This is a genomic window from Actinomadura sp. B10D3 (genome assembly GCF_039871695.1).
Taxonomy (GTDB): Bacteria; Actinomycetota; Actinomycetes; order Streptosporangiales; family Streptosporangiaceae; genus Spirillospora; species Spirillospora madurae.
This window is the reverse complement of sequence record NZ_JBDPLY010000014.1, coordinates 146,844-171,349: the sequence shown is the minus strand read 5'-3', so window position 1 is coordinate 171,349 and position 24,506 is coordinate 146,844. Positions and strand designations below refer to the sequence as shown.

The window sequence follows — 24,506 nt, the reverse complement described above, 5'->3', positions numbered from 1 at the left end:
CCTCCGCGGGAGAGGGGAAGGGGAGTGCCGGTGCGAGGCGCCCCGCTACCGTGTGTTCCACGACGAACACCCGATCGAGGGGCCGGCGATGGCCTGCCCCGCGCGGAACGGCAGGTGGGACGGCTGAGGAGGGCACCGCGGCGATGCCGGCGTCAGCGCCTCCCGAGGCTGCCGCTCGGCCTGCTGGTGCTTCTCGGCGTCCTGGCGATGCACGGCTTCCAGGCGTCGCCCAGCCCGGTCGAGATGCCCGGTGTCCCTCTCTCGATGAGCGCCGGCCACGCGGCTCACACGACGGTGACCGGCGTCGAGCATCCGTCCCCCGCCAAGGACCAGCCGGACGACCGGCACGGTGACCATCCCGGCGGGCAGGTCTGCCTGGCAATGCTGACGATGCTCATCCTGCTCGCCGCCCTGCTCGTTCCGTACCGGCGCGGATCGACGGCCGTGGTCGCGGAGAGCTTGATCAGGGTGCGGATCCTCCTGGCCGGCCGGCCGCCGCCCAGGCCGTCCCTGCACCGGTTGAGCGTGCTGAGGCTGTGACAGGCCCTCGGTGCATCGCGCATGCGCCCACGGCTCTGATCGCAGAACTCACCACGAAAGGTCCATCACCTCATGAAGCGTGCATTCGCGCTCGCCGTCGTCCCCGCCCTCGCGATCGCCTTGACCGCGTGCGGCGACGACAAGGACTCCGGCGGCGCGTCCCCGGGCCACTCGATGCCGGGCCACTCGATGCCCGCCTCGCCCGGCGGTTCCCAGGCGGGCCCGCACAACGCGCAGGACGTCACGTTCGCCCAGATGATGATCCCGCATCACGAGCAGGCGATCGAGATGTCCGATCTCGCCGCCTCCCGCGCCTCGTCGCCCGAGGTCGAGAAGCTGGCCACGCAGATCAAGAGCGCCCAGGGGCCGGAGATCAGGAAGATGACCGCGTGGCTGACCTCGTGGGGCGCCTCTCCCGAGGCGGGCGGCATGAACCACGGCGCCATGCACGGCATGATGACCGAGAAGGACATGAAGGACCTGAAGGCCGCCAAGGGTGAGCCCTTCGACACGTCCTTCCTGGACATGATGATCAAGCATCACCAGGGCGCCGTGGCGATGGCCAGGACCGAGCAGAGCTCGGGGCGGTCTCCCGAGGCCAAGCAGATGGCCGCCGGCATCGTCTCGTCCCAGACCGCTGAGATCGAGAAGATGCAGACCCTGCTGAAGCAGCTGTAGCTCGCCGAGCCGGCGGCGGGCGGGCCCGAAGGTCCTGCCCGCCGTCCGGGCCGGGGCACCGCCTTGCCGACGGCCGATCCGCGCGCAGTGTGGCTCAGGCCAGGTAGCCGCCGTCGATGTCGAGGACGGCGCCGGTGATGTAGGACGCTGCCGGGCCGGCGAGGAAGACCACGCCGGCGGCGATCTCCTCGGGCCGCCCGAAGCGCTTCATCGCGTTGGCCTCCCGCTGGGAGTCGGCGAACGCGCCCTGCGGGGGGTTCATGTCGGTGGCCACCGCGCCTGCCCGGATGACGTTGACCGTGATGCCGCGCGGGCCCAGGTCACGCGCCGCGCCCTTGCTGTATCCGATGATCGCGGCCTTGGTCGCGGCGTAGTCGGCCATGCCCGGCCAGCCTGCGAGCGCCGACAGGGTGGAGCCGATCGTGATGATCCGCCCGCCCTCTCCGAGGACCGGGGCGGCGGCGCGGATCGCGGCCACCACGCCGTCCAGGTTGACCGCGTACAGCCGGTCCCGCGCCGCCGGATCACTGCTCTCCTCCGCCAGGACGTGCCGGCTGCTCACGCCGGCGTTGTTGACCAGGACGTCCAGGCGTCCGAAGTCCGCCACGACCGCGGCGACCAGATCGGCGACCCGTGCCGGATCGGCCTGGTCGGCCCGGTAGGCGGCGCCCTTGCGCCCGGCCCGCTCGACGTCGCGGACGACCTCCTTCGCCCTGTCCGCGGACGCGGCGTAGGTGAGCGCGACGTCCGCTCCCTGCTCCGCGAGCGCGCAGGCCGTCGCCGCGCCGATTCCCCTCGAACCCCCCGTGACCAGCGCGACCTTCCCCTTGAGCAGCATGCGACCTCCAATGTGTATCGATCGGTATAGAAGTGGAGGCTGTACTATATCGATTGGTACAGAAGGGAGCGCGCATGGCCACGGGACGTCCCCGCGAGTTCGATGTGGACGAACGGCTCGACCGCGCCATGGACGTCTTCTGGCGGCAGGGCTACGAGGGAACCGCCCTGTCCGACCTCACCGGCGCGATGGGCATCGGCCGTCCCAGCCTCTACGCCGCCTACGGCAACAAGGAGGCCCTCTTCCGAAAGGCGCTGGACAGATACGTGCACGGCCCGGCCTCCCACGTCCTGACAGCGCAGACCGAACCGACGGCGCGCGCGGTCGTCGAAGCCCTTCTTCGGGGCGCGATCAGGGTCGCGACGGAAGGGCCCGGCGGCTGCCTCTTCGTCCAGGGCGCGCTCGTCACCGGTGACCAGAACGAGCCCGTCCGCGCCGAGATCGCGGCCCGGCGCCGCGCGTCCGAAGCCGCCCTGGCCGAACGCTTCGAGCGCGCCCGCGCCGAAGGCGACCTCCCCCCGGACGCGGACTGCGCCGCTCTGGCCCACTACGTCTGGTCGGTCTCCTACGGGCTGTCGGTCCAGGCCGCCGGCGGCACCTCCCGCGAGGACCTCGAACGCGTCGCCGACCTCACCCTGGCCGCCTGGCCCCCGCCGTCGCGACGGGCAGCGCCTCAGCGGTGACACCGCACGCTAGACGGCAAGGACGACGCCCAGGTAGCGCCGCTGTGGAGCGGCTTCCTTAGGGCTGGTGCGTCTCGTCCGGGGATTCCACCTTCCTGGCGATGTGTTCCAGGGCGGTGAGGTCTTCGGGTGCGAGGCGGTCGATGAAGTGGTGGCGCACCGACTCCAGGTGCGCGGGGGCGGCGTCGATCAGGGTGTCCAGGCCGTGGTCGGTGAGGATGAGCAGGCAGCCCCGTCCGTCGGCCGGGTCGGGTGCGCGCCGGATGAGGCCGCGCGCCTCCATGCGGGTGGCGTGCCGGGAGAGCCGGCTGCGCGACCAGCCCATCTTCGCCGCCTGCTCGTGCAGGGTGCCTGCGTGGTCCGGCCGTTCCGACAGTGTGCTGAGCACCTCGTAGTCGGGCTCGGAGAGGCCGACGCGGGCGAGGTCGCGGGCCGTCCCGGTCTGGACGGCGATCATCATGCGGCGGAAGGCCCGCCACGCCCGTTCCTCGTCCGGGGTCAGCCATCGGATGGGGTCGCCCGACGGTTTCTTTGACATGTAAACAACCTATCGGCTACGTTCGTTTACATGTCAATGAAACAGGTGCGCGTCCTCGTGCTGGTGTGCAGCACCCGCCCCGGCGCCCTCGGCCCCGCGGTGGGGGCATGGCTGACCGAGACGATCACGCCCCGCGCCGCCGAACTCGGCGCCGAACTTGTTCCGCTGGCCCTCGCCGACCTCGGACTCCCGTTCCTGGACGAGGAGGAGCATCCGTCGTCGGGCGTGTATCAGAACGAGCACACGCGACGGTGGAGCGCGATCGTCGACGCGGCGGACGGCTTCATCGTCGTGACGCCGGAGTACAACTACGGCATGCCGGCGACCCTGAAGAACGCGCTGGACTACCTGTCCCGGGAGTGGGCGTGGAAGCCGGTCGGTTTCGTCAGCTACGGCAACACCTCGGCGGGCACGAGGGCCGTGCAGCACGCCAAGCAGGTGGTGACCACGCTGCGGCTGGTGCCGCTGGGGTCCACGGTCGCGCTCCGCCTCGCCGACGCCGTGCGCGACGGGGAGGTGCGGCCCGCCGCCGCTGCCGGCAAGGCCGCGATCGGCGTCCTGGACGAGCTGGTCAGGGTCGCGCACGCGCTGCGGCCGATGCGCGAGCAGGCGCGACCCGGATCGGAGGCCGGGCCCGAGCCGGGTTCCTACCTGCGGCGATTGACGCCTGACGACGCCCCCGACGTGACCGTCCTGCAGCGGTGCTGCTGGGCGGACGAGGCCCTCGTGAACGACCCCCAGACCGTACCGGCGCTGCACGAGTCCGTGGAGCAGGTGCGCGACTGGCTCGCCGACTGGCACACGGTCGGACTGTGGCGGGACGGCCGCCTCCTCGGCATGGTGCGGACCCGCCGCGTCGGCACCGAGTGGCACGTCGGACGCCTCGGTGTCGTCCCCGACCTGCGGGGGCGCGGCCTGGGACGCTGGCTGCTCCAGACGGCGGAGGCCGCCGCCGACCCGGCCTGCCGCCGCATCGTGCTGTCCACTGGAGCGGGCAGCCGGAACAACATCGCGCTCTACCAGAGCCAGGGATACCGCCCGGCCCCGCTCCCCGGCGAGGACGGCACCGTCCACCTCACCAAGGAGCCCCTCCCCACCACCGCCTGAGCGCCGCTAGGACGGTGGCCGGGATTCGTCTGTGCTAGAGGCGGCCGGCTCGGGGGCCAGAAGGGCGGTCTGTTGCGCCGCCCATTGGGCGGCGGCGTCGGCGACCAGAATCGTCGGGTTGACCAGCCACGCCGCCTCAAGGCCGTAGCAGAACGCGATGATCTCCATGGCCTTGAGCCGCGGGTCCACGTCGTCGCGCATCTCGCCGCGCTTCTGGGCGGATCGCAGCGTGGCCGTGACGCGGTCGATCGTCGTCCGGTAGCCCTCGGCCATACGGGGGTGGAGGTCGGTGTCCTTGCCGACGTTCTCCGCGAGCACCACCGTGTTCAGGCCGATCAGGTTGTACACGCTGCCGTCCTGCGGGTCGCTCGGCCAGTCGGCCATGTGCCTCGCGATGATCCACACGATCCCGATGCCGGGATCGGGGCCGTCGCCCCACAGCCACTGCTCGGTGAACGCCACGTGGCGATCGAGCACGGCGTTGAGCAGGGCCTCCTTGCTGCCGAAGTGATACAGCAGCCCGGTCTGCGACACGCCGGCCTCGGTCGCGATGTCGCTGAGGCTCGTGCCCCGTGCCCCGTTGCGCGCGATGAACCGCACCGCGACGTCGATGATGCGCTCCCGGGTCTCGATGCCCTTGGCCGAGGAGGTCTTGGGCCTTGGAGTGGGGGGCACGCGTTCTCTCCCTCGCGCCGACGGAAGGTCGTCCCGAGTATAGACAACCGACTGAGTACTCAGTAACCTTCCGCGAACAGACTGAACAATCAGTCGGTTTCGGGTGGAAGCGGATGAGGTCGATCGAGTGAGCGCACGGTTCGGGCAGAGGCGATCGGACGTCCACGACGCTGAGGCGCCGCGGGCGGACGAGCAGGTCCGCGAGTTCTTGGCACGCTCCACACCGTCGCCCGACCCCTGGACCGCCGACATCGCCACCCTGCGCGCCGACGCCCGCGAACGGGTCCTGGCGGTGACGGGCGAGCCGCGACCCGTGGCGTCCGTCGAGGCGATCGACGCGGACGGTGTCGGGGCCCGGCTCTACCGGCCCACCGGTGCGGAGCGGGCGGTGCTCGTCTGGGCCCACGGAGGCGGCTGGATCCACGGCGACCTGGACACCGCCGACGGCGTCGCCCGTGCCCTGGCGAATCGGGGCGGCTGCGCCGTGCTCTCCGTCGACTACCGGCTCGCGCCCGAGCACCCGTTTCCCGCCGGCTTCGACGACGTCTGGGCCGCCGTCGGGTGGGCGCGGCGCGCCTTCGGCGGGGTCGCCGTCGGCGGGGACAGCTCGGGGGGCAACCTCGCGGCGGCGGCGGCCCTCAAGGCCCGCGACGACGGGGTCGAGGTGGCGGCTCAGCTGCTCGTGTACCCCGTGCTCGACAGCACGGAGGACACCGACTACAAGATCGCGTTCAAGCGGCGGTACGCCCGCTTCGCCGGTCAGCCGGACTAGGGTCCCAACACCTACCGGCGCCTCCAGCACATCTGGGAGACCTACGCTCCCGACCCGGCGCTCCGGACCCGCCCGTACGCGTCACCGCTGCACGCACTGTCGGTGGCGGGCGTCGCCCCCGCGATGATCATCACCGCCGAGCACGACTTCCTCCGCGGCGAGGCCGAGGACTACGCCGACCGGCTGCGGGACGAGGGCGTACCCGTCGAGTTGCGCGAGTACGCCGGGCAGATCCACGGCTTCGTCGAGATGTTCAGCGTCATGACCGACTCACACCACGCCGTCGGCGTCGCCGGGGATGCCCTGCGTCGCGCATTCCAACACCTGGACCCCACCTAGAGCGCGAGGGAGTTCCCGTGCGATCACTGACCCGCTACCGCAAGGCCGTCCGGACGGCCGCCGCCATGGCGGCCGGAGCGCTGCTCGTCTCCGCGTGCGCACCGGGCGCGACGTCCGTGGCGGACAAGCCGTCGAAGCCGGTGAGCACCGACATAGGCACCAGACCCGTCACGCTGAATCTGCTCGTCACCAGCGGGACCGACGTGCCGTTCTTCACGGCACTCGGCCGGCTGTTCCACGCCGAGCACACCAACGTCACCGTCAAGGTGACCAGCCAGGACTACGGTGCGCTGACCACCAACATCGCGCACATCCTCTCCGGCGGCGACGTGCCCGACCTGGTCCGGGTCCCCCAGTTCGGCAACCTGATCAACAACCGCCTCCTGACGAACCTCGACCCCTACGCGAAGGCCTACGGCTGGAACGGATGGCCCCGATCGCAGTTCGCCGCGACGCGTGTCGCGGCCGACGGCAGGCAGCGCGGAACGGGTTCGCTGTACGGAGCCGGGCCGGGGTTCGGCCTCACCGGCGTGTACTACGACAAGGCGCTCGTGCGACGCATCGGCATGTCCCGGCCACCGGCGACCGTCGCGGAGTTCGAGGGGCTCCTCGCCAAGGCCAGGAGCGCCGGGCTCCAACCGATCATGATCAACGGCAAGGACGGGGGCACCGCGTACCCGCTGCAGAACCTGCAGATGGTCTACGCGGGCAACGCGCAAGGCGTCCAGGACTGGAACTTCGCCAAGCCGGGCGCGACCATCGACACGCCGGCCACGGTGAAGGCCGCCACCACGCTGCGCCGGTGGGCGCAGGCGGGGTACCTGCCGGCCGATGTGAACGCCATCGACCAGACCAAGGCGCCCGCCGAGTTCGTCAAGGGCACGACGGTCTTCTTCCCCAGCGGGAACTGGCAGGCGCCCGGACTGGACAAGGCCGGTCCTGGCAAGTACGGCTTCTTCCTGTTCCCGCCCGGTGACGCCGGCGGTTCCTCCTGGGCGATGACCGCCCCCAGTACTCTGGGGATCCCGGCGAAGTCGTCCCATGCCGACGTCGCGGCGGCATTCCTGGACTTCGTCCAGACCGACCCGCGGGCCCGTCAGGAGACGGTGACACTGGGCGGTCTGGTCCCGGCCGGGCCGGCGGACGCCGCCGTGCCCACCGCGCCCTCGGGGTCGGCCGTCGCCGCGACCGTCGCGGCGTTCCAGACCCTGCTGAAGAGCGACGGGCTGGTGGGGTTCATGGCCGACGCCACCGCGTCGATCAACGTGAACACCCTGGTGCCGCAGACGCAGCTCCTTCTCAGCGGCAAGACGCCGCCGGAGGCGTACGCCGCCAAGGTCCAGGACGACTACGAGCGCGATCTCGGGCGCTGACGCCGTCCCCGATGATCCGTTCGGTCCCTCTCGGGAGGTGCCCCATGTCGACGATCTCCAATCCGCTCGGGACGGGCGGAGCTTCGCGGACCCGGCAGTGGAGCGCACTGCTCTGGGTGGCGCCGGGGTTCGGGATGTACGCGGTCTTCGTGCTGCTCCCGATGGTCCAGTCGGTGCAGTACTCCTTCTACCACTGGGACGGCGTCGGCCAGGCCACCCCGGCGGGGCTGGACAACTGGAAGGCCCTCGTCACCCAGCCGGAGCTCCTGCACTCCGTCGAGCACGCCTTCGTCCTGATCGTGTTCTACACGGTGCTGCCAGTCGGGCTCGGCCTGGTCGCGGCGACGCTCATCCGGGAGCTCAGGCCGGGCCCGTTCAACACCGTCGCCCGGGTGCTCCTCTTCGTCCCCCAGGTGCTGCCGCTTGTCGCGGCCGGCATCGCGTGGACGTGGATGTACTCCTCGGACGGCCTCGTCAACCAGATCCTGCGGGCGGTCGGCCTCGGCTCGCACACGCGGGCCTGGCTCGGCGACTTCACCTTCGCACTCCCGGCCGTCGGCGTGATCGGCGTCTGGGTGATGCTCGGCTTCTGCACGGTGCTGATGCTCGCCGGCATCGGCAAGATCGACCCGTCCCTGTACGAGGCCGCCCGGCTGGACGGCGCGGGCCGGTTCCGCGAGTTCCTCGCCGTGACGCTGCCCGGGCTGCGCCGGGAGCCGTGTGCACCACCTTCACCATGATCGCCGCCCTGGCCAGCTTCGACGTGATCCAGATCTCGACCCAGGGAGGACCCGGCTACCAGACCATGGTCCCCGGCGTGGAGATCTACCGGCTCACGTTCCTCCAGCAGCACGTCGGCCAGGCATCCGCGCTGGCGGTGTTCCTGGCGGTCCTCGTCCTCGTCGTCATCTGGCCGATCCAGCGCCTGGGGAGGGAGAAGTGAGGACGTCCGCCGCGCAGCGCCTCACCCGCACCGGCATCCTGCTCGCGCTGATGCTGTTCGCCGTCGTGCCGCTGCTCAGCATGGTCACCACCGCCCTCGCGGCACCGGGCAGCTCTCCGCAGGGCATCAGCTGGCCGGCGGATCCGCACTGGCACAATTTCGTCGACGCGTGGAGCGCCGCGAACTTCCTCGCCCTGTTCCGTTCCAGCGCGCTGATCGTGCTGGGCGTCGTCCCGGCCACCGTGGCGATGGCCACCGCCGCCGGCTACGCGCTCGCCCAGCTGAGAGTGCCGGGGGGAAAGGCGATCTACGCCATCCTGATCGTGGGCCTCACCCTGCCGGTCGAGGCGCTCATCACCCCGCTCTACCACGACATCCAGAGCATGGGCCTGCTGGGGACGCGAACGGCGATCGTCCTGCCGCTCATCGGGCTGCTGATGCCGTTCGGCGTCTTCTGGATGCGGGCCCATTTCCTCGGCGCCGAAACGGCGCTCACGGAGGCGGCGAAGATCGACGGCGCCGGCACCTGGCAGACGTTCCGCAGCATCCACCTTCCCCTGGCCGTTCCGGCCCTGTCCGCGCTCTCGGTCCTGTTCTTCCTCGCCACCTGGAACCAGTACCTGCTGCCGCTCGTCCTCGTCGACGACCCGGCGAAACGCACGGTGGCCGGGGGACTCGGCGCCTTCCAGGGCCAGTACGGCACCGACACCGTCCTGCTCTGCGCCGGATCGCTGCTGATCATCCTTCCCTCGCTGGTGATCTTCCTGGTGTTCCAGCGCAACTTCGTCAAGGCCCTCCTTCAGGGAGCCGTCAAGTAGCGGAAGATACTTGACGCTCAGGGGCAAGTACTTGCTAGTGTCTGTCAAGTGACGACCACGAGCGACCATGTCGAGCTGGTGGCCGAGCTGGTCCGGCTGCTGGAGACGCGGATTCTCGACCCGCTGGAGATCCTGCTGGCGTCCGACGAGCTCCTCGGCCCGGTCAGGGAGCGGCTGCGCGTGGAGGCCGAGGTCTGGGCCGCGCAGCTGCTCGGTCCCGACCGGGAGCGGGCCACGATGACCGCCGTCCGGCTCATCGCGGTGCTGTTCCCCGGCGACGCGCCCTTCGACCCGCCCGCGTCGTGGTGGCGTACCGCGCTGGGACGCGCCGTGGCCCGCGCGGCCGGGCACCCCGCGGTGGCGGCCGTGTCCTACTCCACGGCGGGGGCGATGCTCGGCATCACCCGGCAGGGCGTCGCCGACCTGATCAAACGCGGCAAGCTCGACAGGCACCCCGACGGTGGCGTCACCACCTCGTCCGTCCGAGATCGGCTCAACCGTCTGGAGAGCGCCCGTGGCACCGCACGACACGATCATCGATGACCGTCCCGTCCATCTCGCCGTCCGCGACCACGGCGGTGACGGAACACCCGTCCTGCTCCTGCACGGCCTGGGGGGCACCCTGCTGAGCTGGGACGCGGTCGCGCCGCTGCTGACCGGCGCGCACCGGGTCGTCGCGATGGACCTGCGCGGCCACGGGCTGTCCGGCGACGGACCGTGGGAATGGGACGCGGCCCTGGACGACGTGCAGGCGGTCGTCGACCACCTCGACCTGGATGCTCCCCTCGTGGTCGGCCACTCCCTCGGCGGCATGCTCGCGGTGCGGTGGGCGCTGCGCCACCCGGACGGCCCCGGCATCGTCAACCTCGACGGCCTGCGCTCGGCGGAGACCGCACCACAGAACTACGCGGGCATCGGCCAGGACGAGCTCGGCACGCTGCTGGGGGAGTTGAAGGCCGTCTTCGATGCCCAGGCCGAGGCGATGGCACGGCCGCTGCCCGAGGCCCACGCCGCGATATATCCGCAGCGGGCGCTGCGCACCACCGACGAAGGCGCCTTCATGCGGCCGGACGCCGCACTGGCGGGCCAGATCAGGTACGACCCCCACTTCCAGGACGCCGTCCCGGCGGTGGCCGGCATCCGCTGCCCCGCCCTGTTCGTCCTGGCCACCGCCAACATGCCCGGCCTGCCGGGCCGGGTCGGCGAGCTCATGCCGGCACTGCGGGCCGGCATCCGCCGCGACCTGCTCGCCCTCACCGCCGACCGGCCGCACCTGCGCGTGCTCGAACTCGCCGCCAGCCACGCCATGGTCGACGAGCAGCCCGAGCAGATCGCCCAAGCCGTCCTGGGGTTCCACTTCCGAACCGCGCAGGACCTCGCCGCTGCACTGGCGCACAAGGATCACCGTGGTTCACCATGACGACACTCAGAGGCCCGGAAGTCGCACGACGCGACCTTCCGGGCCTCTGCAATTCCCCAAAATGGGGGTGTTTCGTTCTATTTTAGGTCTAGCTGCCCGGCTTTGATGCGGCTGAGGAAACCGGCCATGACATTCCGGTCGAGGACGATGACGGGGCTCGAAACGTCGAGGACGCTGTCACGGACGCCGGTCATTCCGGCGCCCAGGGGACTCACTTCGAGGCAGCCGGTGTTCGCCCCGCAGAAGCGGCTCTTGCGCCACCTGCTCTGCCTCGGGTCCGGCCCTGCTGGACGAACACGTGCTCCCGGCCATTCGGCGTCCGCTGCCATGGTCATGCAAATCCCCTACCTGGTCTTTTCCTTGACTGAAGGACAACGACTGCCCTGTGCGGACAGTCGTTAGCCATCTAAGCAGGACGCGGTCTTCTCCCGGCGTCGGAGTGCCGCTTCGGGGCTGCAAAAATGAGACCAAATCTTTAGTCTGCCGTAATTATTATGTAGATTCCATAAGCATCTGCAGAGGATCAGCCGGGCCGTTGGCGGCGATTTCTGGTATGTGGATCCAGCCGTAGCGGGTGAGGCCGCAGACGTTGACCTCGACCGCCCGCTGGTACGTTTGCGGACCCAGGCCGGAGTATCCGTGGATGACGATGGCCTCGTAGATCTGCTGGGACACGACCAGGACGAGAGGGGCGCTCGTCTGCCGCAGGGCCGAGCGCACCGCGTCGGCGTCGAGGAGCCGGATCGCCGCGTCGATCTCGGCGCCGAAGGGGCCGTGGTCGTCCCGGAGCAGATCGCCGGCGTGGACGACCGCGCGCATGCGCAGCCCGTGCGCGGGACGGTCGGCGGGCGCCAACGCGGCGTTGTAGTCCACGAGCAGGCGGGCCAGCTCGGGGATGAGCGGGTCAAGTAATCGTGACCTGGGCACCTCGTCGGTCGGCTGGATGAGGACGAGGACGCCGTCGCCGCGGTCTTCGATGGGCTCGCAGAGCCGCTCATCGATGCCCGCCGCCTGCATCGCCCGATGCAGCAGCAGATAGAGCTGATTTCTCAGCCCGACCTTGATCAGGTCGGTGCGGGCCGACGAGCCTTCCAGGTCGAGTGCCAGGATGCTCCGGTGAAGGGGGCCGCAGAGGGGCAAGGTTTCGTCCTCCCATCCCCAGTCGGCGGGCGAATCGTCCATGACGCAGAGGTCGCCACCGCTCGGGTGACATGTCCCGCCACCGCGCCATCGCGATCACGGGCGCTCGACACAATGCTTCGCTCCGGGCGGTTGCACCCGAGGCGACCCACTCCCCTTGCCCTCAATATGCCCGACCCGAAGTGCCCGTGCATCGTGCACGGCTTGATGCACCCGGCCGTTCATGCAGATCTATCCTTGTGGTGACACGCGTTCTGAAATTCTCACGCCTTTACGGACGAATCCTCAGGTAATATGTTCGGTGCAACATGCACCGACTGTTTCGCATCGAGGGATAGTCGACCGCTAACGACCAATTCAAGATCCGTGACGCCAGGTGGTCGTCGGCCATTCCTGGCCGCCCGTGGAAGAGTGGGCCGTGCCGACATCTCATGCTCCGTCCGTGCGCCGCAGGCGCCTGGGTGTCGCGCTGCGCCGCATGCGCGAGGAGAGCGGTCTCAGCACCGAGATGGTCGGACGGCGTCTGCGCTGGTCGGCCAGCAAGGTCTCCCGCATCGAGACGGCTCGGATCGGGGTGCGGGAGTCCGACATCAAGCGCATGCTGCGGCTCTACCAGGTCGAAGACCACGCGCTGACCGAGCTGCTCGCCCTGGCGCGCGAGGCGGCCAGACCCGGCTGGTGGACCCGGTACCCGGGGTTGCCGACGGACCAGGCCGCCTACTGCGCACTGGAAGACGAGGCCGACCTCGCGCTCGCCTACGAGGCGCAGGTGGTGCCGGGCCTGCTGCAAACAGAGGATTACGCACGTTGCCTGATCGTCGGCTGGGCGGAGATCGTCCCCGCGCCGCCGTCGGTCATCGAACGCGATCTTGAAGTGCGCATGAAGCGGCAGGAACTCCTGCGGAAACCGCGCTCGCTGCAGTTGTCAGTGATCTTGGACGAGGCCGTGCTCCTGCACCGAGTCGGCGACCGGAAAGTCATGCGCGGGCAACTTGAGCTACTCGTGGAACTTGCCGGTCTGGCCAATATCGAACTGCGGATTCTGCCATTGGACGCCGACCACAGCGCCGCCCTCCACGCGTTCACGCTCCTGGAGTTCGCACCGTCCTTCGAGGTCACCTTCCCCGCCGTCGTGCACAGCGAGAGCCACCCGCTGAGCCTCGTCCAAGACGAGACGATCACGCACGAGCACCGCCGCGTCTTCGACTGGCTGGCGCAACGAAGCCTCACCCCCGCGGACTCGATCCGCCTGATCGAACGAACCGCCACCCGCACCTGGCACACCTGACCCGGGCCCCGGCGCTACGTGCAGGACCTCGACCAACTCCACCATGACCGCCATGGCACTGGCCCACCGCCTGGCACAGGGCGAGGTTCCACGCGGGTAGTCCTCGATGTCTTCACCGTGCTCATTGAGAGCGTTTGGAGTTGAGCCGCACTCACATCGGCGGCGCGGAATACCGTGCGGCGGGACGCGCTCTGGGCGGACCTCACCGGCGGCGGTGCCGGCGCCGCGTGCTCGGCGAAGCCGTGGAGATCTGGCGGCCCGCCGCGGCCGACATCATGCACCGCACGGCCGAACTCGGGACGGACCGCATGGCCCTCGCCGGGAGCCTGCTTCACCTTCACCGCAACCGGATGGGCCTGCTCCGCGACAAGGAGGAGATCGCGTTCGGCATCTGGCGCCGCCTCCTGGACAGGATCGCCAACACCTCGAACGCAGACGCAACTTGACGCTCCGCCGCGACGAAGCCGTGTTCTCCCACGTCATGCACCGCACGGCACCGTTCTTGCCCGGCCCCTGCCACGCGATCAGCGACTACTGGTTCACCTTCCACCATTGGGCAGGCGAACCGCACGCGGCCGAACCCGACAAGGCCTCCGAGGCACTGTGGATCGACCCGGCGGCTCCACCGGCCGACGTGATCCCGCACTGTGCGCAGGCCCTCGCGGCGATCGGCCGCGGAGAGGCGTTCGGCGTCCATGGTCGGACGCAGAACACCTGAGCACAGCGCCGGTCAATCGTCCTATCCGGCGTCTTCGGCGGCCTCGTCGGGGCCGTGCAGGAGGGCGAGATCCACGTGCTCGGCCACCTCCTCGATGTCGCGGCAATACGCGACGAGCCGGCCCCTTCTCGTCACCACGAACCAGGCTTGCCCGGCTCGCGCGTCCTCGTGGTGGGCTCGGGCGAGAACCAGGTCACCGTCATCGAGCGTGATCACGCCGACCCGTATCCCATCCGGCCCGACCAGGGACCGCGCGTGCGCCATGCATCGCAGTGTGCACCCCCGGAACGGCGCGGTCTACAGGGCCGGCCCGGCGGCGGGGGCCGCCGGGCCGGGAGCGGGGTGTCAGAGGCCGAGGGTCACCGGGATGGAGAGCGGGCCGATGGTGAAGAAGGACGGCGAGTAGGGGATGTCGTCCGGGTCGATGGCGAGGGTGAGGTCGGGCAGCCGCCGGTACAGCGTGGAGAGCGCCAGACGCCCCTCCAGGCGGGCCAGTGACGCGCCGATGCAGTAGCGGGGGCCGTGGCCGAAGCTGAGGCGCGTGTTCTGTTCCCGGGTGATGTCGAACTGGTCGGCGGTCTCGCCGTGTTCGGCCGGGTCGAGGCCGCTCGCCTGGTAGACGACGCCGACCGCCTGGCCCTTGGGGATGTCGACTCCGGCGATGGTCACGTCCTCGGCGGTGAAGCGCCAGCTGGTCATCATCACCGAGTGGCGGTAGCGCAGGGTCTCCTCGACCACGTCGTCCCACCGGTCCTCGGCCTTGGCCAGCGCCAGCTGGTCGGGGTGCTGGGCCAGCGCCAGAATGGCGTGGCCGAGCAGGTGGACGGTCGTCTCGTGACCGGCGACGAGCATCAGCCACAGAACGCCGACGAGTTCCTCGGTGGTGAGCCGGTCTGCTTCGTCGTGGGCTTGCACAAGGCCGGACGTGAGGTCGTCGCCAGGGCTTTCTCGTTTGCGATTAACCAATTCATGCAGATACGTCTGGAGGGCGTTCTGCGTCGCGAAAGCCTCCTCCGGCGGTGTGGTGTGCGCAAGTAGCGCGGCGGTCCATTGACGCATTTGCGGACGGTCCTCGACGGGCACGCCGAACAGTTCGCAGATCACCCACATCGGCAGTGCCTCGGTGAAGGCGGGGACGATGTCGACGCCGTCGCCGGCGGCGATCACGTTGTCGACCAGATCGTCCACGATCTGCTGGACGCGCGGCTCCATCGTCCTGATCCGCGCCGGGGTGAACGCCTTCCCGATCAGGCCGCGCAGCCGCCGGTGGTCGTCGCCGTCCTTGGTGGACAGGTGACCTCCCTGGACGACGGCGCGCAGCGGCCAGTCCTCGGGGATCGTCCCGTCGTGGAGGGCGGGCCAGTTCGCGGGCTCCCGCAGGAAGGTCCTGTTGTCTCCGGCGAGGATCTCCTTCACGGCGTCGTGGGTCAGCGCCAGGTGGCCGGCGACGCCTCCGGGGAACTCCACCTCGACCACGGGAGCGATCTCGCGCAGCCGGACGCAGGTGTCGAGCACCTTTTCGTCCGCGGCGGGAAAAGAAGGGAGAGTCTTCGACATGTGGTCCCTTTTGGGTGCGGGGAAAGGGGGTATGCGAAAGCTATTGTAATGGCCCTGTTGACCCTTTCGGGGTCGGGTTATTTCAAAAGGCAGAGAAATTCAGCGTGTGGACGTGGCCTTGGCGAGGACGTGCTCGACCATCGTGATGAGCACCTGCTTGGCCGAATTCCGGCTCCGCACGTCGCATATCACCAGCGGGACGTCGTCGTCCAGGTCCAGGGCGATCCGGGCGTCCTCGGGGGGCCTTGCGCTCGGCGCCGTCGGCGAGGCGGCGCACGTCGGCGAGCACCACCGCGCCGACGGCGCCGAGCGCCAGCTCGTCCCACATGAATTAGAACCGCTCCTGGCCCGGCGTCCCGAACAGGTACAGCACCAGGTCGTCCGGGAACGTGGTCCGGCCGAAGTCCATGGCCACGGTGGTGCTGATCTTGCCGTCCACGCCCGTGGTGTCGTCGACGCCGACACTGCGGTCGGTGAGGAGTTCCTCGGTGCGCAGTGGGCGGATCTCGCTGATCGAGCCCACCATGGTCGTCTTGCCGACCCCGAATCCGCCCGCGATGAGGATCTTCGCGGCGGTCAGCTGACCGCCGCCTCCGCCGGCCCGGACGGCGGTGTCAGAGTGCGCGTAGTCCATTCAGCAGTTTTCTTGGTACGAGCTCGTCCGGGACGTCGCCGGCGGTCACCCCGGTCTCACCTGGCGCCCGACCCCGCCAGCCGCGGAATGTGGCAGGGTCGGCGCTGGCGTCGGAGAGCACGGTCAGCGAGGCGCCCTCACCGGCCGCGGTGACGAACAGGAACGCGTTGAGCATCTCGATGAAAAAGCGCTGACCGCATTCAGTGAAGTGCGTGTTCATCCGACAGCGGTGTGTCAGGGAAAACGGCTGTAGCTGCTCTTTTATCCGTCGGGCAGGGCATCGCCGGTGATGGACGTGTAGAGCAGAGCACCGCTCGTGAAGTTGACTAATTCCAGCATGCCATTTTGCCCTGGTCGCCGTTGCGCCTGGCGGGACGGTTATGCAACTGAGCGGCGATGGTCGCGGCATCCATGTCAGTTCGACCGGTCCCCGGGGTCGTCACCTTTCGCGCCTCCGCGATGCATCTTTGTGGGCTTTTGTGCTAGATCATGTCGATCTGCACGGTCATCATGACGGCTGTTCGCTCCCGATCCCGACGTGGCCGACCCGAGGAGGGGGAATCTCTCCGGAACGAACCACGTCGTAGGAGGCACCTGTGCTCAGAAAGCGCTCCCGACCGTCCTGGACCACACGGGCCGCCGTCACCCTGGTCGCCGCGACGTGCGCGACGGGCGTCGCGGTCAACGTCCCGGCAAGCGCGACGGTCTACGACTCCTGCACGATCTCCCGCTGCTCCGACGGCCGCTACGCGGCCTCGGTGTGGGGCGGGAAGGGATGGCCGTCCAGCGCGGGCTGGTACTCCTGGCCGGACGGCCTGTCCAACTACACTGGCGGCGTCTACCACAACTACGACGGCCAGCTCCCCGCCGGCGCCACCTACCACGAGTACGACGTCTACTCGCGGACCGAGGGCTCCTCGCGGGACGCGTACCGGATCGTCCACAGCAGCACCGGCACGGTCTACTTCACGCCGGACCACTACTCGAACTTCTACCGGATCTCCTAGAACAGGCCCGCTCGATGACCTCGCTGCCGCCCTGGTTGACGGTGACCAGCGACCCGGTGCCGGCCGCCGTCGACGGGCACGCCTGCCGGACCCGCGCCGCCTTCTTCCGCGAGGCGGCGCGGGCCCTGGGATTCCCCGCCTACTTCGGGCACAACTGGGATGCCTTCCTGGACAGCCTGCGCGATCTCGACCGCCCCACCCTCACCGTGGCGCTCGCCGACGAACTCCTGGCGGACGAGGACCCGGGCCAGCTCGCCGTCCTCCTCACGATCCTCTCCGAGCGGAACGTCCCCGCGACCTTCGCCACGACCCCAGACCGGATGACCGCTCTCCAGTCCCGCCTGTCCGCCGCCCTCGCCTGACGGGCCGGGCGCCCGCGACATCAAGGGCTGCGCTGCCCCCGTTGATCGTGTTCCTTCGGACGGGCGGGGGGCCACGCGCCGAACGCCTCGTCCGGCCTCTCCTCCGGTGTGAGCCGGGACAGCGCCTCCTTCAGGTGGTCGCAGACCTTCTCGATCTCCTCAAGGGTGTGGTTCCGTTCGGTGACGGCCGCCGAGAGCAGCAGGCTCGTCAGGGCCACGGTGCCGTTGAAGGCCTGCAGGGTGATCATCATGGCGAGCAGGTCCCGTCCCGAGAACGGGCCCGACCCGACGGTCACCGCGTAGATGGCGATCACGGAGGCGATCAGCGCGCAGGGCGCGGCGCCGACCAACTGGAAGCGGAACGCCGCCCAGATCAGGAACGGGACGACGAGGAAGAGAAGCTGGAACGAGGTGTCGGTGGCCACCGCGGTGGCCACCGCCGTGCCGCCCAGCAGGGCCACCGCCTCGGCCCAGCGCAGGACGGAGACGCCGCGCGGCCATCGGGCGGTGCGCGCGGTCAGCAGGAACGGCGCGATGATCAGGACGCCCATCGCGTCGCCCGTCCACCACACCGACCAGGCCGGCCAGAAGTCGTGCGCCGACACCGCACCCGAGGCCAGCAGGGCACCGGTGCCGATCGTCGCGCTGATCAGCATGCCGCCCAGCGCGCCGAGGAAGACCAGCGCCAGGGCGTCCTGCAGCCGGTCGAGGGCGAGACGGAAGCCTGCCCGCCGCAGGAGGAGGTAGGCGCAGACGGGAGCGAGCGTGTTGCCCGCCGTGATCGCGAACACGGGACCGATCCCCGGTCCGAGCGACACGTTCACGATGAACGCCCCGAGAGCGATGCCCGGCCACATACGCGGGCCCCAGACCATCAGGGCGACGAGTGCGATCCCCGTCGGCGGCCAGAACGGCGTGACCTGCCCCCGCACCAGTTGCTGCTGGAGTCCGATCTTGGCGGCGACGTAGTAGGCGACCACGACGGCGGCCAGCCGCAGAGCGTCGGCGGCGTACGGCTGAAGTCGCCCGGCCGCACGACCCCCGCCGCTCACCCTTCGTCCTGCCACTGCTGGAGCCCCCCGTAACGGATGACGAGAGCCGCGGCGTCGTCGCTGTGGCCGGTGAGATCAGCCACCTTGATCACCCGGGCGGCCAGCTCCTCCGGGTCGGTCCGGCAGGCGCCGACGGCCAGGTTCGCCACCTGCGCGAGCCCTTCCTCGATGGGGTAGCCGGGGCCTTCCACCACGCCGTCGGTGAGCAGCACGAACGCCCCTACGTCGCTCAGCACCCGGCGGGTCGACGGGTAGCTCTCGCCGGGGTAGATCCCGAGCGGCAGGCCGCCGTCGTCCAGGACGATGTCGCAGTGGCCGTCGCCCGTGACCCAGACGGTGGGCACATGCCCGGCGCGGCCGCCGGCGAGCTCGTTCGTGGCCGGGTCGAAGCGGAGGAACGAGCAGGTCACGAACAGTCCGGAGTCCATGGCGACGAGCAGGTCGTTGGTGCGCTGGAGGACCTCCGCCGGGTCCGTGGTGGCGACCGCGACGGCGCGCAGGCAGGTGCGCACCTGCCCCATGAGGGCCGCGGCCTCGACGTCGTGCCCCTGGACGTCTCCGATCGCGAACCCCACGGAGCCGTCCGGCATGAGGAAGCCGTCGTACCAGTCGCCGCCTATGTCCAGACCGTCCCGTGCGGGCGCGTACCGTCCCGCCACCTGCAGGCCGGCCAGGACGGGCAGTTCGGCAGAGAGGACCTGGCGCTGCAGTGCCGCGGCGAGCTCGACGCGGGCCTGCTGGAGCTTGATCCCCTCCAGGATCCGGCCGGTGAGGTCCCCCAGCGTCTGCAGCAGCTCTCCGGCGTCACTGGAGGGCCCGGTGCGGCGACGAGGCATGGCATCACACCCCGGGTGGCTGTTTCGGAATTGGGTCATATGTGCCAAATTCCACCGCTTCACCGTACCAAGACTGACCTGACGAAGGCCCTGGTCAGACCATGCCTTTGCTTTGGGCGGGGCCGATCTGGACGCGCTCTTCAATCCCGGCGGGCGCTCGACACCTGCTGTCAGTGGCGGGCGGCGGGGCGGGCGGCTCGCCGTCCGAGTTCGTCCAGGATGGCCACAGCGGCCCGCGTGACCACGGGCGTCGGCGGCGAAGATGCCGAGGGTCTCGTCCGGTTGGAGGAGGTTGAGCATCGCGAACAGCTCGTTGTCGGAGTACAGCCCGCGCAATCGGGCACAGCGTTCGAGTTCCTTCTCCGCCTCGGCTGCGGGCGCACGGCCTCCCGGCGAACACGATTCCACCGATCCACCCCACTGACGCAAGACCCCCGAAAGGCCCCCCAAACATCAAGGACATGCACAGCGACCTGGTCGCTTGGTGGACTTAGCCGTCGAAGACGCGGGCCCTTCGCATCTCTCAAAGCACCTTCTCGCCCTGGTCGGTTCGATGCTGTGCGGCGATGTCGGTGAGCAGGGTGAGCATCGCCGACACCGCCGGCGGCCGGGCAGGTCGCGATCGAACTCGCCCGCGACACCCTCGCACGCCTGCGGGCGATGGAAGACCGCCTGGCCGCCTTCGCCACCCTGGACGCGGGCCAGCTGAGGCTGTCCGGCTTCCCGAGCGCGAACACGTACCTCGTGCCCGAGGCCATCCGCCGCTTCAGTGACGCCCATCCCGGCGTGACTCTCAGCCTCGACCAGACCGACCAGCGTGATCCGCTGGTGCCGGTCCGGGACGGCCGCGTCGATCTGGCCCTGGTCACCGCCTGGCAACCGGTGAACGACCAGGCCGCCGTAGAACTGATCCCGCTGCTCGACGAGGAACTGCTCCTCGCCCTGCCCTCACATCACCCGCTGGCCCGGCACACCTCGGTTCACCTCCGGGATCTGCGGGACGAGACGTGGATAGAAGGCGCCCACCCCGACTGCCTCGGCCCCATCCCGCACCTCGCCGACATGTTGGGCAACCCACCCCGCATCGGGTTCACCTGCGACGACTGGAACGGCAAGCAGGTGCTCATGGCGAAGCCGGTCGAGGCTACTCCCATGACCACCACATCCACGGACTACCAAATGGCGTTCTTCGCCGAACACCTGCCCGCGCCCCCTGCTCGGGTCCTGGACGCCGGATGCGGCCGTGGTGAACTCGCGGCCGTTCTGCAGGGCCACGGCTACGAGGTGACCGGCATCGACAACGACCCGCGGGCGGTGGCCGTCGCCCAGGGCAACGCAGCCCCGGTCATCGAGGCCGACATCACCCGCTACCGCGACCACCCCTTCGACGCGGTGCTGTTCTCCTTGTCGCTGGATCACGTCGACCGCCTCCACTCGGCGGTCGCACGGGCCAGGTCCCTTCTGAAACCGGACGGTCTACTGATCGTCGACGAGTTCGCCTGGGAACGCGCCGACCGGGCGACCGCCACCTGGTTCTACGACATCGCCGCCCTGATCTCGTCCATCGGCCTGCCCGGCCGGCGCGGGCCCGCCGAGCCGGCCGACCAGCCGCTCCGGCACTGGACCCGCCGCCACCGCGACAGCGACCCGATGCACACCGGAGCCGCGATGACCGACGCGATCACCACCGAGTTCGACCTGATCGAATCCGCACGCGTGCCCTATCTGCACCGCTACCTCGGCGGATGGCTGCCCGACGACGCCACCGGCCGGCGCTGGTCCGCCGTCCTGCGGGACATCGAGCAACGTCGCGTCGCCGACGGAACCCTCGCCCCGGTAGGCCTCCGAATAGTCGCCCGACCGGCCGGTTCGGAGACGCCGGGCCGGCGCGGAGCCACCGGCGTCCCGACCCGGCGACCGGTCTGAGTCGCTCATGGCCCGCCCGCCCCCGCGGACATCAACCCGACGCCACCGTCTCAGTCGCGATGGGACCACAAAGGGTGTTCTCGTGGGTGGCGCGGCCCTACGCTACGGGCACAACTCGCTTCGAAGGGGCACCGTGGGCTATCGCGAACGGCGGGCCGAACTGATCGCAGAGCGGGCCGCCCCTCACCGCTGACGAGGCGTTGCGCGAGATGCAGGCCCACGGCGACCTCCCAGAGAGCCAGTAGCGCCGGCTCGGTGTGAACCGGAGCCGCAGCCACTCTGACCAGGACGTGACACCTCACCGAGTACCCGGGTGGCCTGGTCCGTCCGCGCCCTGACGCGGTAAGAAGAGCTGGCGCATCCGCGACCTAATTCGGCTTGCGCTTGTGGCAGATGCTGGCTGAGTCGTGCTGTCACTCTGATTTTTGCGAGAGTAGATTTGTGTGCGTGGCGGAGTGTCGGATCCGAGGAGTTGCCGTGCTGCTCAAGCGTCTGACCACCGGCATCGCCGGCCTCGCCCTGCTCGCGACGGCCGCCGGCGGCTGCGGCGACATCGGCGACGGATCCGGTGGTTCCGGCGGAGGCGCCAAGACCGTGACGGTGTTCGCCGCCGCGTCCCTGACCGGGACGTTCACCGCGCTCGGCAAGACCTTTGAAAGCTCCCACCCGGGGGTCAAGGTCCGTTTCAACTTCGGCGGCAGTTCCGCCCTGGCCCAGCAGATCACCCAGGGCGCGCCGGTCGACGTGTTCGCCTCCGCCAGTCCTGCCACGATGAAGACGGTCACCGCCGCGAACCTGGTCGACGGACAGCCGCAGACCTTCGTCCGCAACCGGCTCCAGATCGCCACTCCCGCCGACAACCCCGGCAAAGTGACCGGCCTGAAAGACCTGTCCGACTCCGAGCTCAAAGTGGTCCTGTGCGCCGAGCAGGTCCCGTGCGGAGCGGCCGCCAAGAAGGCGCTGGGTGCCGCCGGCGTGACCGTCAAGCCCGTGTCCCTGGAGCAGGACGTCAAGGGAGCCCTCAACAAGGTCACCCTCGGCGAGGCCGACGCCGCGCTGGTCTACCGCACCGATGTCAAAGACGCGGGCGCCAAAGTGCACGGCATCGACTTCCCAGAGTCTGCCCAGGCCATCAACGACTACCCGATCGCCACTCTGAGCAAGGCGCCCCAGCCCGCCCTTGCCAAGGAGTTCGTCCAGCTCGTCCTGTCACCGCAGGGGAAGAGCGTCATGACCGCGGCCGGCTTCGAGGCCCCCTGATCCGTCCCGTTCATGTCCGGTCGACCGCCACGACCACGTCAGAAGCCGTGATCACCGCTGTGACCTCCCCGGCCCCGGGACCGGTCGCTGACGCACGTGATCCTGGACGCCACCCCACCGTGCGAACGGCCTGAACGTTTGTTTAGTATGCTGAACATGAGTTCAGTGATGGACGACCGCACCGCTCGGGCCGTCATCCGTGACGAGGCGCTGCGGCTCTTCGCGGCGCGCGGCGCCGACGCGGTGACGGTCCGGCAGGTCGCCGAGTCCGCCAACGTCTCCCCGGCCCTGGTCATGCACCATTTCGGCTCGAAGGACGCACTGCGCGAGGATGTCGACCGGTACGTCCTGCACGTGATCGACGCGGTGCTCGGCGAGGTCGCCTCCGGCGCCGAGTCGCCGACCAAGGCGGTGCTGCAGCACCTCGCGCCGGACTCCCCGGTGCCGGCGTACCTGCGGCGGCTTCTCCTGGACGGGGGCGATGCCGGACGGCGCCTGTTCCGCCGCCTGCACGAGGTGAGCCGGGCGCATCTCGACAGGATGGTCGAAACGGGCATAGCCGACCCCGGTGCCGATCCGGCCGTTCGCGCCGCGTTCCTGCTGGTCAACGACCTGGCCGTGCTCATGCTGCGGGGGCATCTCACCGACGTGCTGGGCACCGACCCCCTGTCCGCCCCAGGCATGACCCGCTGGACGGACGAGGTGGCGACGATCTACGGCCGCGGTCTCCGCCGCTCGGAGCCCGCGTCATGACCGCCCGCCAGGTCGACTGGGAGACCACCTCCACCAAGCCCAGCTGGTTCCTCGGGAGCGGCGCCACGGCCGCCGAGAAGGCCTTCGCCTACGCTGCGGGCGCGTTCGGCGTCGCCGTACTGCTCTGGACCGTCCGCGACCTGTCGTGGCCCTGGTGGAAGTACCTGCTCGGCATGATCGTCGTGTTCGACATCGCGGGAGGCGTCGTCGCCAACGGGCTGAACGCGGTCAAGCGCTTCTACCACGGACCGCTGCCCCTGCCGCCCACGCGCCTGAACCGGGTGATGCACCACGAGATCGGTTTCGCGGCGTGCCACGTCCAGCCGGTCCTCGTCGGCCTGGTGTTCGGCGGTCCGTGGTGGTGGGGGCCGCTGTGGTACGCGTGGGCGCTGGCCGCTGTCGTCCTCGTCGCCCGCGTCCCGCTCTACCTGGCGCGTCCCGCCGGACTGTTCGCCCTCCTCGCCGGAATCATGATCGCTCCCCTCGTCGCCGCACCCCCCGGATTCGCCTGGCTGCCCGTGGCCCTGCTGGCCAAGCTCGCCGTCGCGCACGCCGTTCCGGAGGAACCGTACGGACGGTCCGCGCGCCGTGCATAACGCCTCCAGGATTGTGCATATCAAGGAACTGCAGCATCGCCGCGGGTTCATCTCCCGGGATTCTTCGGAATCCATCGCCTCGGCGAGAAGATCGGGTGGACCGCGACGCGTGCCGGTGGTCGCTCCGGCGCCTCCGCCTCGGGTGAGCCCGATCACCGGGTACCGCCGATCAGGTGCTCACGTGCAGTTGAGTAGGAGTGCTCAGGGTCGGGCACCGGTCGCCGCCTACGCTCATGACCATGAGTTCTGGACAGCAGACCGTCGGGTCGGCCGGCGAGGCGCCGGCCTCGCGGAAGACGAGGGGGACGGCCTCGCTGGTGCTCGGCGGGCTCGCCGTGCTGATGATCGCCAGCCCCTGGTTGCCGTCCTCCGTCGCGCCATGGAGCCGGTTCATCCCCGTGTACCTGTTCGTGCCCACCGTGATCAGCGCGCTGATCTCCGGCGGCGTCGCTCTCCGGCACATGCGGGGTGACGAGGGCGCCGACCGTCGCCGGGCGCGGACCGGGATCATCCTCGGTCTGGTGGCCATCGCGCTGGCGCTGGCGACGATCGTCTGGGCGATCTGGACACTGAGCCAGGTCGAGACGTACTGACAAGCGGCGCACCGGGCGGCGTCCGGACGATCCGGAAGGCTGGCCTGCTGGGCCGGCCCT

At 69.8% G+C, this 24,506-nt stretch carries 29 protein-coding genes and 2 pseudogenes; 21 read left to right on the top strand and 10 right to left on the bottom strand.

The features are described from left to right. Positions 1–114 precede the first annotated feature (114 nt). Both ABGB11_RS22160 and ABGB11_RS22155 read left to right on the top strand, forming a co-directional pair. Positions 115–540 carry a DUF6153 family protein gene (locus ABGB11_RS22160; RefSeq protein WP_347635719.1) on the top strand — a complete coding sequence of 142 codons (426 nt, stop codon included), beginning with the start codon at positions 115–117 and terminating at the stop codon, positions 538–540. A gap of 72 nt (positions 541–612) precedes the next feature. Beyond that, on the top strand, positions 613–1,218 hold the full coding sequence (locus ABGB11_RS22155; protein ID WP_347635717.1) for a DUF305 domain-containing protein: 606 nt from the start codon (positions 613–615) through the stop codon (positions 1,216–1,218). A gap of 94 nt (positions 1,219–1,312) precedes the next feature. Here ABGB11_RS22155 and ABGB11_RS22150 read toward each other — a convergent pair whose 3' ends face one another. Then, the gene (locus tag ABGB11_RS22150) at positions 1,313–2,056 is read right to left on the bottom strand and encodes an SDR family oxidoreductase (protein ID WP_347635715.1); all 744 of its coding nucleotides are present in this window, start codon (positions 2,054–2,056) and stop codon (positions 1,313–1,315) included. 74 nt (positions 2,057–2,130) lie between these two features. Between ABGB11_RS22150 and ABGB11_RS22145 the strand changes: the two genes are divergently transcribed. Next, entirely contained in the window at positions 2,131–2,739 is a 609-nt protein-coding gene (locus ABGB11_RS22145; RefSeq protein ID WP_347635714.1) for a TetR/AcrR family transcriptional regulator, read from the top strand. A gap of 58 nt (positions 2,740–2,797) precedes the next feature. Here ABGB11_RS22145 and ABGB11_RS22140 read toward each other — a convergent pair whose 3' ends face one another. Further along, positions 2,798–3,277 carry a MarR family winged helix-turn-helix transcriptional regulator gene (locus ABGB11_RS22140; protein ID WP_347635713.1) on the bottom strand — a complete coding sequence of 160 codons (480 nt, stop codon included), beginning with the start codon at positions 3,275–3,277 and terminating at the stop codon, positions 2,798–2,800. Between the two features lie 30 nt (positions 3,278–3,307). Between ABGB11_RS22140 and ABGB11_RS22135 the strand changes: the two genes are divergently transcribed. Continuing rightward, entirely contained in the window at positions 3,308–4,384 is a 1,077-nt protein-coding gene (locus tag ABGB11_RS22135; protein ID WP_347635711.1) for a bifunctional NAD(P)H-dependent oxidoreductase/GNAT family N-acetyltransferase, read from the top strand. 6 nt (positions 4,385–4,390) lie between these two features. On the opposite strand, the gene ABGB11_RS22130 is transcribed toward ABGB11_RS22135, so the two are convergent. Then, on the bottom strand, positions 4,391–5,059 hold the full coding sequence (locus ABGB11_RS22130) for a TetR/AcrR family transcriptional regulator (protein WP_347635710.1): 669 nt from the start codon (positions 5,057–5,059) through the stop codon (positions 4,391–4,393). Between the two features lie 103 nt (positions 5,060–5,162). Between ABGB11_RS22130 and ABGB11_RS22125 the strand changes: the two are divergent. The 7 genes and pseudogenes from ABGB11_RS22125 to ABGB11_RS22095 all read left to right on the top strand — a co-directional run bounded on the left by ABGB11_RS22125 (position 5,163) and on the right by ABGB11_RS22095 (position 10,724). Next, positions 5,163–6,170: pseudogene (locus tag ABGB11_RS22125) on the top strand (alpha/beta hydrolase). Positions 6,171–6,187: 17 nt separating this feature from the next. After that, the gene (locus ABGB11_RS22120) at positions 6,188–7,543 is read left to right on the top strand and encodes an ABC transporter substrate-binding protein (protein ID WP_347635709.1); all 1,356 of its coding nucleotides are present in this window, start codon (positions 6,188–6,190) and stop codon (positions 7,541–7,543) included. 44 nt (positions 7,544–7,587) lie between these two features. After that, positions 7,588–8,283, top strand: coding sequence for a sugar ABC transporter permease (locus ABGB11_RS22115; RefSeq protein ID WP_347635707.1), 696 nt, complete (start codon positions 7,588–7,590; stop codon positions 8,281–8,283). After that, a complete protein-coding gene (locus tag ABGB11_RS22110; protein WP_347635705.1) occupies positions 8,280–8,486 on the top strand; it encodes a hypothetical protein in 207 nt (68 codons plus the stop codon). Before ABGB11_RS22115 ends, ABGB11_RS22110 begins: the two co-directional genes overlap by 4 nt. Further along, complete coding sequence (locus ABGB11_RS22105) at positions 8,483–9,304, top strand: carbohydrate ABC transporter permease (RefSeq protein ID WP_347635704.1); 822 nt, start codon at positions 8,483–8,485, stop codon at positions 9,302–9,304. The genes ABGB11_RS22110 and ABGB11_RS22105 overlap by 4 nt, the downstream gene beginning before the upstream one ends. A 48-nt stretch (positions 9,305–9,352) precedes the next feature. Then, positions 9,353–9,847, top strand: a complete 495-nt coding sequence (locus tag ABGB11_RS22100; RefSeq protein ID WP_347635702.1) for a hypothetical protein — start codon at positions 9,353–9,355, stop codon at positions 9,845–9,847. Beyond that, the gene (locus tag ABGB11_RS22095) at positions 9,819–10,724 is read left to right on the top strand and encodes an alpha/beta hydrolase (RefSeq protein WP_347635700.1); all 906 of its coding nucleotides are present in this window, start codon (positions 9,819–9,821) and stop codon (positions 10,722–10,724) included. The genes ABGB11_RS22100 and ABGB11_RS22095 overlap by 29 nt, the downstream gene beginning before the upstream one ends. Positions 10,725–11,216: 492 nt before the next feature. Here the strand turns inward: ABGB11_RS22095 and ABGB11_RS22090 are convergent, their stop codons facing one another. Then, the gene (locus tag ABGB11_RS22090; protein ID WP_347635698.1) at positions 11,217–11,906 is read right to left on the bottom strand and encodes a hypothetical protein; all 690 of its coding nucleotides are present in this window, start codon (positions 11,904–11,906) and stop codon (positions 11,217–11,219) included. 400 nt (positions 11,907–12,306) lie between these two features. Here ABGB11_RS22090 and ABGB11_RS22085 point away from each other — a divergent pair, with 400 nt between their 5' ends. From ABGB11_RS22085 to ABGB11_RS22075, 3 genes are all read left to right on the top strand, one after another. After that, on the top strand, positions 12,307–13,152 hold the full coding sequence (locus ABGB11_RS22085; protein WP_347635696.1) for a helix-turn-helix transcriptional regulator: 846 nt from the start codon (positions 12,307–12,309) through the stop codon (positions 13,150–13,152). Between the two features lie 140 nt (positions 13,153–13,292). Then, entirely contained in the window at positions 13,293–13,598 is a 306-nt protein-coding gene (locus ABGB11_RS22080; protein WP_347635694.1) for a hypothetical protein, read from the top strand. Continuing rightward, a complete protein-coding gene (locus ABGB11_RS22075) occupies positions 13,595–13,870 on the top strand; it encodes a hypothetical protein (RefSeq protein WP_347635693.1) in 276 nt (91 codons plus the stop codon). The genes ABGB11_RS22080 and ABGB11_RS22075 overlap by 4 nt, the downstream gene beginning before the upstream one ends. A 21-nt stretch (positions 13,871–13,891) precedes the next feature. Here the strand turns inward: ABGB11_RS22075 and ABGB11_RS22070 are convergent, their stop codons facing one another. The 4 genes and pseudogenes from ABGB11_RS22070 to ABGB11_RS22055 all read right to left on the bottom strand — a co-directional run bounded on the left by ABGB11_RS22070 (position 13,892) and on the right by ABGB11_RS22055 (position 16,281). Then, a complete protein-coding gene (locus ABGB11_RS22070) occupies positions 13,892–14,134 on the bottom strand; it encodes a hypothetical protein (RefSeq protein WP_347635692.1) in 243 nt (80 codons plus the stop codon). Positions 14,135–14,215: 81 nt separating this feature from the next. After that, positions 14,216–15,427 (bottom strand): cytochrome P450, encoded by a 1,212-nt coding sequence (locus ABGB11_RS22065; RefSeq protein ID WP_347635690.1) that lies wholly within the window; start codon positions 15,425–15,427, stop codon positions 14,216–14,218. A gap of 99 nt (positions 15,428–15,526) precedes the next feature. Further along, a pseudogene (locus ABGB11_RS22060) lies at positions 15,527–16,061 on the bottom strand (ATP/GTP-binding protein). After that, on the bottom strand, positions 16,042–16,281 hold the full coding sequence (locus ABGB11_RS22055; RefSeq protein ID WP_347635689.1) for a hypothetical protein: 240 nt from the start codon (positions 16,279–16,281) through the stop codon (positions 16,042–16,044). Before ABGB11_RS22055 ends, ABGB11_RS22060 begins: the two are co-directional and overlap by 20 nt. Positions 16,282–16,657: 376 nt before the next feature. On the opposite strand from ABGB11_RS22055, the gene ABGB11_RS22050 reads away from it, so the two are divergent. Both ABGB11_RS22050 and ABGB11_RS22045 read left to right on the top strand, forming a co-directional pair. Further along, complete coding sequence (locus ABGB11_RS22050; protein ID WP_347635688.1) at positions 16,658–17,068, top strand: ribonuclease domain-containing protein; 411 nt, start codon at positions 16,658–16,660, stop codon at positions 17,066–17,068. 14 nt (positions 17,069–17,082) lie between these two features. Further along, on the top strand, positions 17,083–17,430 hold the full coding sequence (locus ABGB11_RS22045) for a barstar family protein (RefSeq protein ID WP_347635686.1): 348 nt from the start codon (positions 17,083–17,085) through the stop codon (positions 17,428–17,430). 20 nt (positions 17,431–17,450) lie between these two features. On the opposite strand, the gene ABGB11_RS22040 is transcribed toward ABGB11_RS22045, so the two are convergent. Beyond that, the gene (locus ABGB11_RS22040) at positions 17,451–18,482 is read right to left on the bottom strand and encodes an MASE1 domain-containing protein (protein ID WP_347635685.1); all 1,032 of its coding nucleotides are present in this window, start codon (positions 18,480–18,482) and stop codon (positions 17,451–17,453) included. Beyond that, positions 18,479–19,318 (bottom strand): PP2C family protein-serine/threonine phosphatase, encoded by an 840-nt coding sequence (locus ABGB11_RS22035; RefSeq protein WP_347635683.1) that lies wholly within the window; start codon positions 19,316–19,318, stop codon positions 18,479–18,481. Before ABGB11_RS22035 ends, ABGB11_RS22040 begins: the two co-directional genes overlap by 4 nt. A 660-nt stretch (positions 19,319–19,978) precedes the next feature. Between ABGB11_RS22035 and ABGB11_RS22030 the strand changes: the two genes are divergently transcribed. From ABGB11_RS22030 to ABGB11_RS22010, 5 genes are all read left to right on the top strand, one after another. Continuing rightward, entirely contained in the window at positions 19,979–21,244 is a 1,266-nt protein-coding gene (locus tag ABGB11_RS22030) for a LysR substrate-binding domain-containing protein (protein ID WP_347635682.1), read from the top strand. A gap of 477 nt (positions 21,245–21,721) precedes the next feature. Further along, a complete protein-coding gene (gene modA, locus ABGB11_RS22025) occupies positions 21,722–22,504 on the top strand; it encodes a molybdate ABC transporter substrate-binding protein (RefSeq protein ID WP_347635681.1) in 783 nt (260 codons plus the stop codon). 156 nt (positions 22,505–22,660) lie between these two features. Next, complete coding sequence (locus tag ABGB11_RS22020) at positions 22,661–23,257, top strand: TetR family transcriptional regulator (RefSeq protein WP_347635679.1); 597 nt, start codon at positions 22,661–22,663, stop codon at positions 23,255–23,257. Further along, on the top strand, positions 23,254–23,853 hold the full coding sequence (locus ABGB11_RS22015) for a hypothetical protein (protein WP_347635678.1): 600 nt from the start codon (positions 23,254–23,256) through the stop codon (positions 23,851–23,853). The genes ABGB11_RS22020 and ABGB11_RS22015 overlap by 4 nt, the downstream gene beginning before the upstream one ends. Positions 23,854–24,092: 239 nt before the next feature. Beyond that, complete coding sequence (locus tag ABGB11_RS22010; protein WP_347635677.1) at positions 24,093–24,446, top strand: hypothetical protein; 354 nt, start codon at positions 24,093–24,095, stop codon at positions 24,444–24,446. Positions 24,447–24,506 lie beyond the last annotated feature (60 nt).

Bases quoted from the DNA above. Each gene is read 5' to 3' on its own strand.
- ABGB11_RS22065 (WP_347635690.1), bottom strand. From the start codon at position 15,427: ATGTCGAAGACTCTCCCTTCTTTTCCCGCCGCGGACGAAAAGGTGCTC.
- ABGB11_RS22020 (WP_347635679.1), top strand. From the start codon at position 22,661: ATGAGTTCAGTGATGGACGACCGCACCGCTCGGGCCGTCATCCGTGAC.
- ABGB11_RS22140 (WP_347635713.1), bottom strand. From the start codon at position 3,277: ATGTCAAAGAAACCGTCGGGCGACCCCATCCGATGGCTGACCCCGGAC.
- ABGB11_RS22090 (WP_347635698.1), bottom strand. From the start codon at position 11,906: ATGGACGATTCGCCCGCCGACTGGGGATGGGAGGACGAAACCTTGCCC.
- ABGB11_RS22150 (WP_347635715.1), bottom strand. From the start codon at position 2,056: ATGCTGCTCAAGGGGAAGGTCGCGCTGGTCACGGGGGGTTCGAGGGGA.
- ABGB11_RS22030 (WP_347635682.1), top strand. From the start codon at position 19,979: ATGGAAGACCGCCTGGCCGCCTTCGCCACCCTGGACGCGGGCCAGCTG.
- ABGB11_RS22045 (WP_347635686.1), top strand. From the start codon at position 17,083: ATGACCTCGCTGCCGCCCTGGTTGACGGTGACCAGCGACCCGGTGCCG.
- ABGB11_RS22015 (WP_347635678.1), top strand. From the start codon at position 23,254: ATGACCGCCCGCCAGGTCGACTGGGAGACCACCTCCACCAAGCCCAGC.
- ABGB11_RS22070 (WP_347635692.1), bottom strand. From the start codon at position 14,134: ATGGCGCACGCGCGGTCCCTGGTCGGGCCGGATGGGATACGGGTCGGC.
- ABGB11_RS22135 (WP_347635711.1), top strand. From the start codon at position 3,308: ATGTCAATGAAACAGGTGCGCGTCCTCGTGCTGGTGTGCAGCACCCGC.
- ABGB11_RS22110 (WP_347635705.1), top strand. From the start codon at position 8,280: ATGATCGCCGCCCTGGCCAGCTTCGACGTGATCCAGATCTCGACCCAG.
- ABGB11_RS22115 (WP_347635707.1), top strand. From the start codon at position 7,588: ATGTCGACGATCTCCAATCCGCTCGGGACGGGCGGAGCTTCGCGGACC.
- ABGB11_RS22055 (WP_347635689.1), bottom strand. From the start codon at position 16,281: ATGAACACGCACTTCACTGAATGCGGTCAGCGCTTTTTCATCGAGATG.
- ABGB11_RS22010 (WP_347635677.1), top strand. From the start codon at position 24,093: ATGAGTTCTGGACAGCAGACCGTCGGGTCGGCCGGCGAGGCGCCGGCC.
- ABGB11_RS22035 (WP_347635683.1), bottom strand. From the start codon at position 19,318: ATGCCTCGTCGCCGCACCGGGCCCTCCAGTGACGCCGGAGAGCTGCTG.
- ABGB11_RS22155 (WP_347635717.1), top strand. From the start codon at position 613: ATGAAGCGTGCATTCGCGCTCGCCGTCGTCCCCGCCCTCGCGATCGCC.
- ABGB11_RS22145 (WP_347635714.1), top strand. From the start codon at position 2,131: ATGGCCACGGGACGTCCCCGCGAGTTCGATGTGGACGAACGGCTCGAC.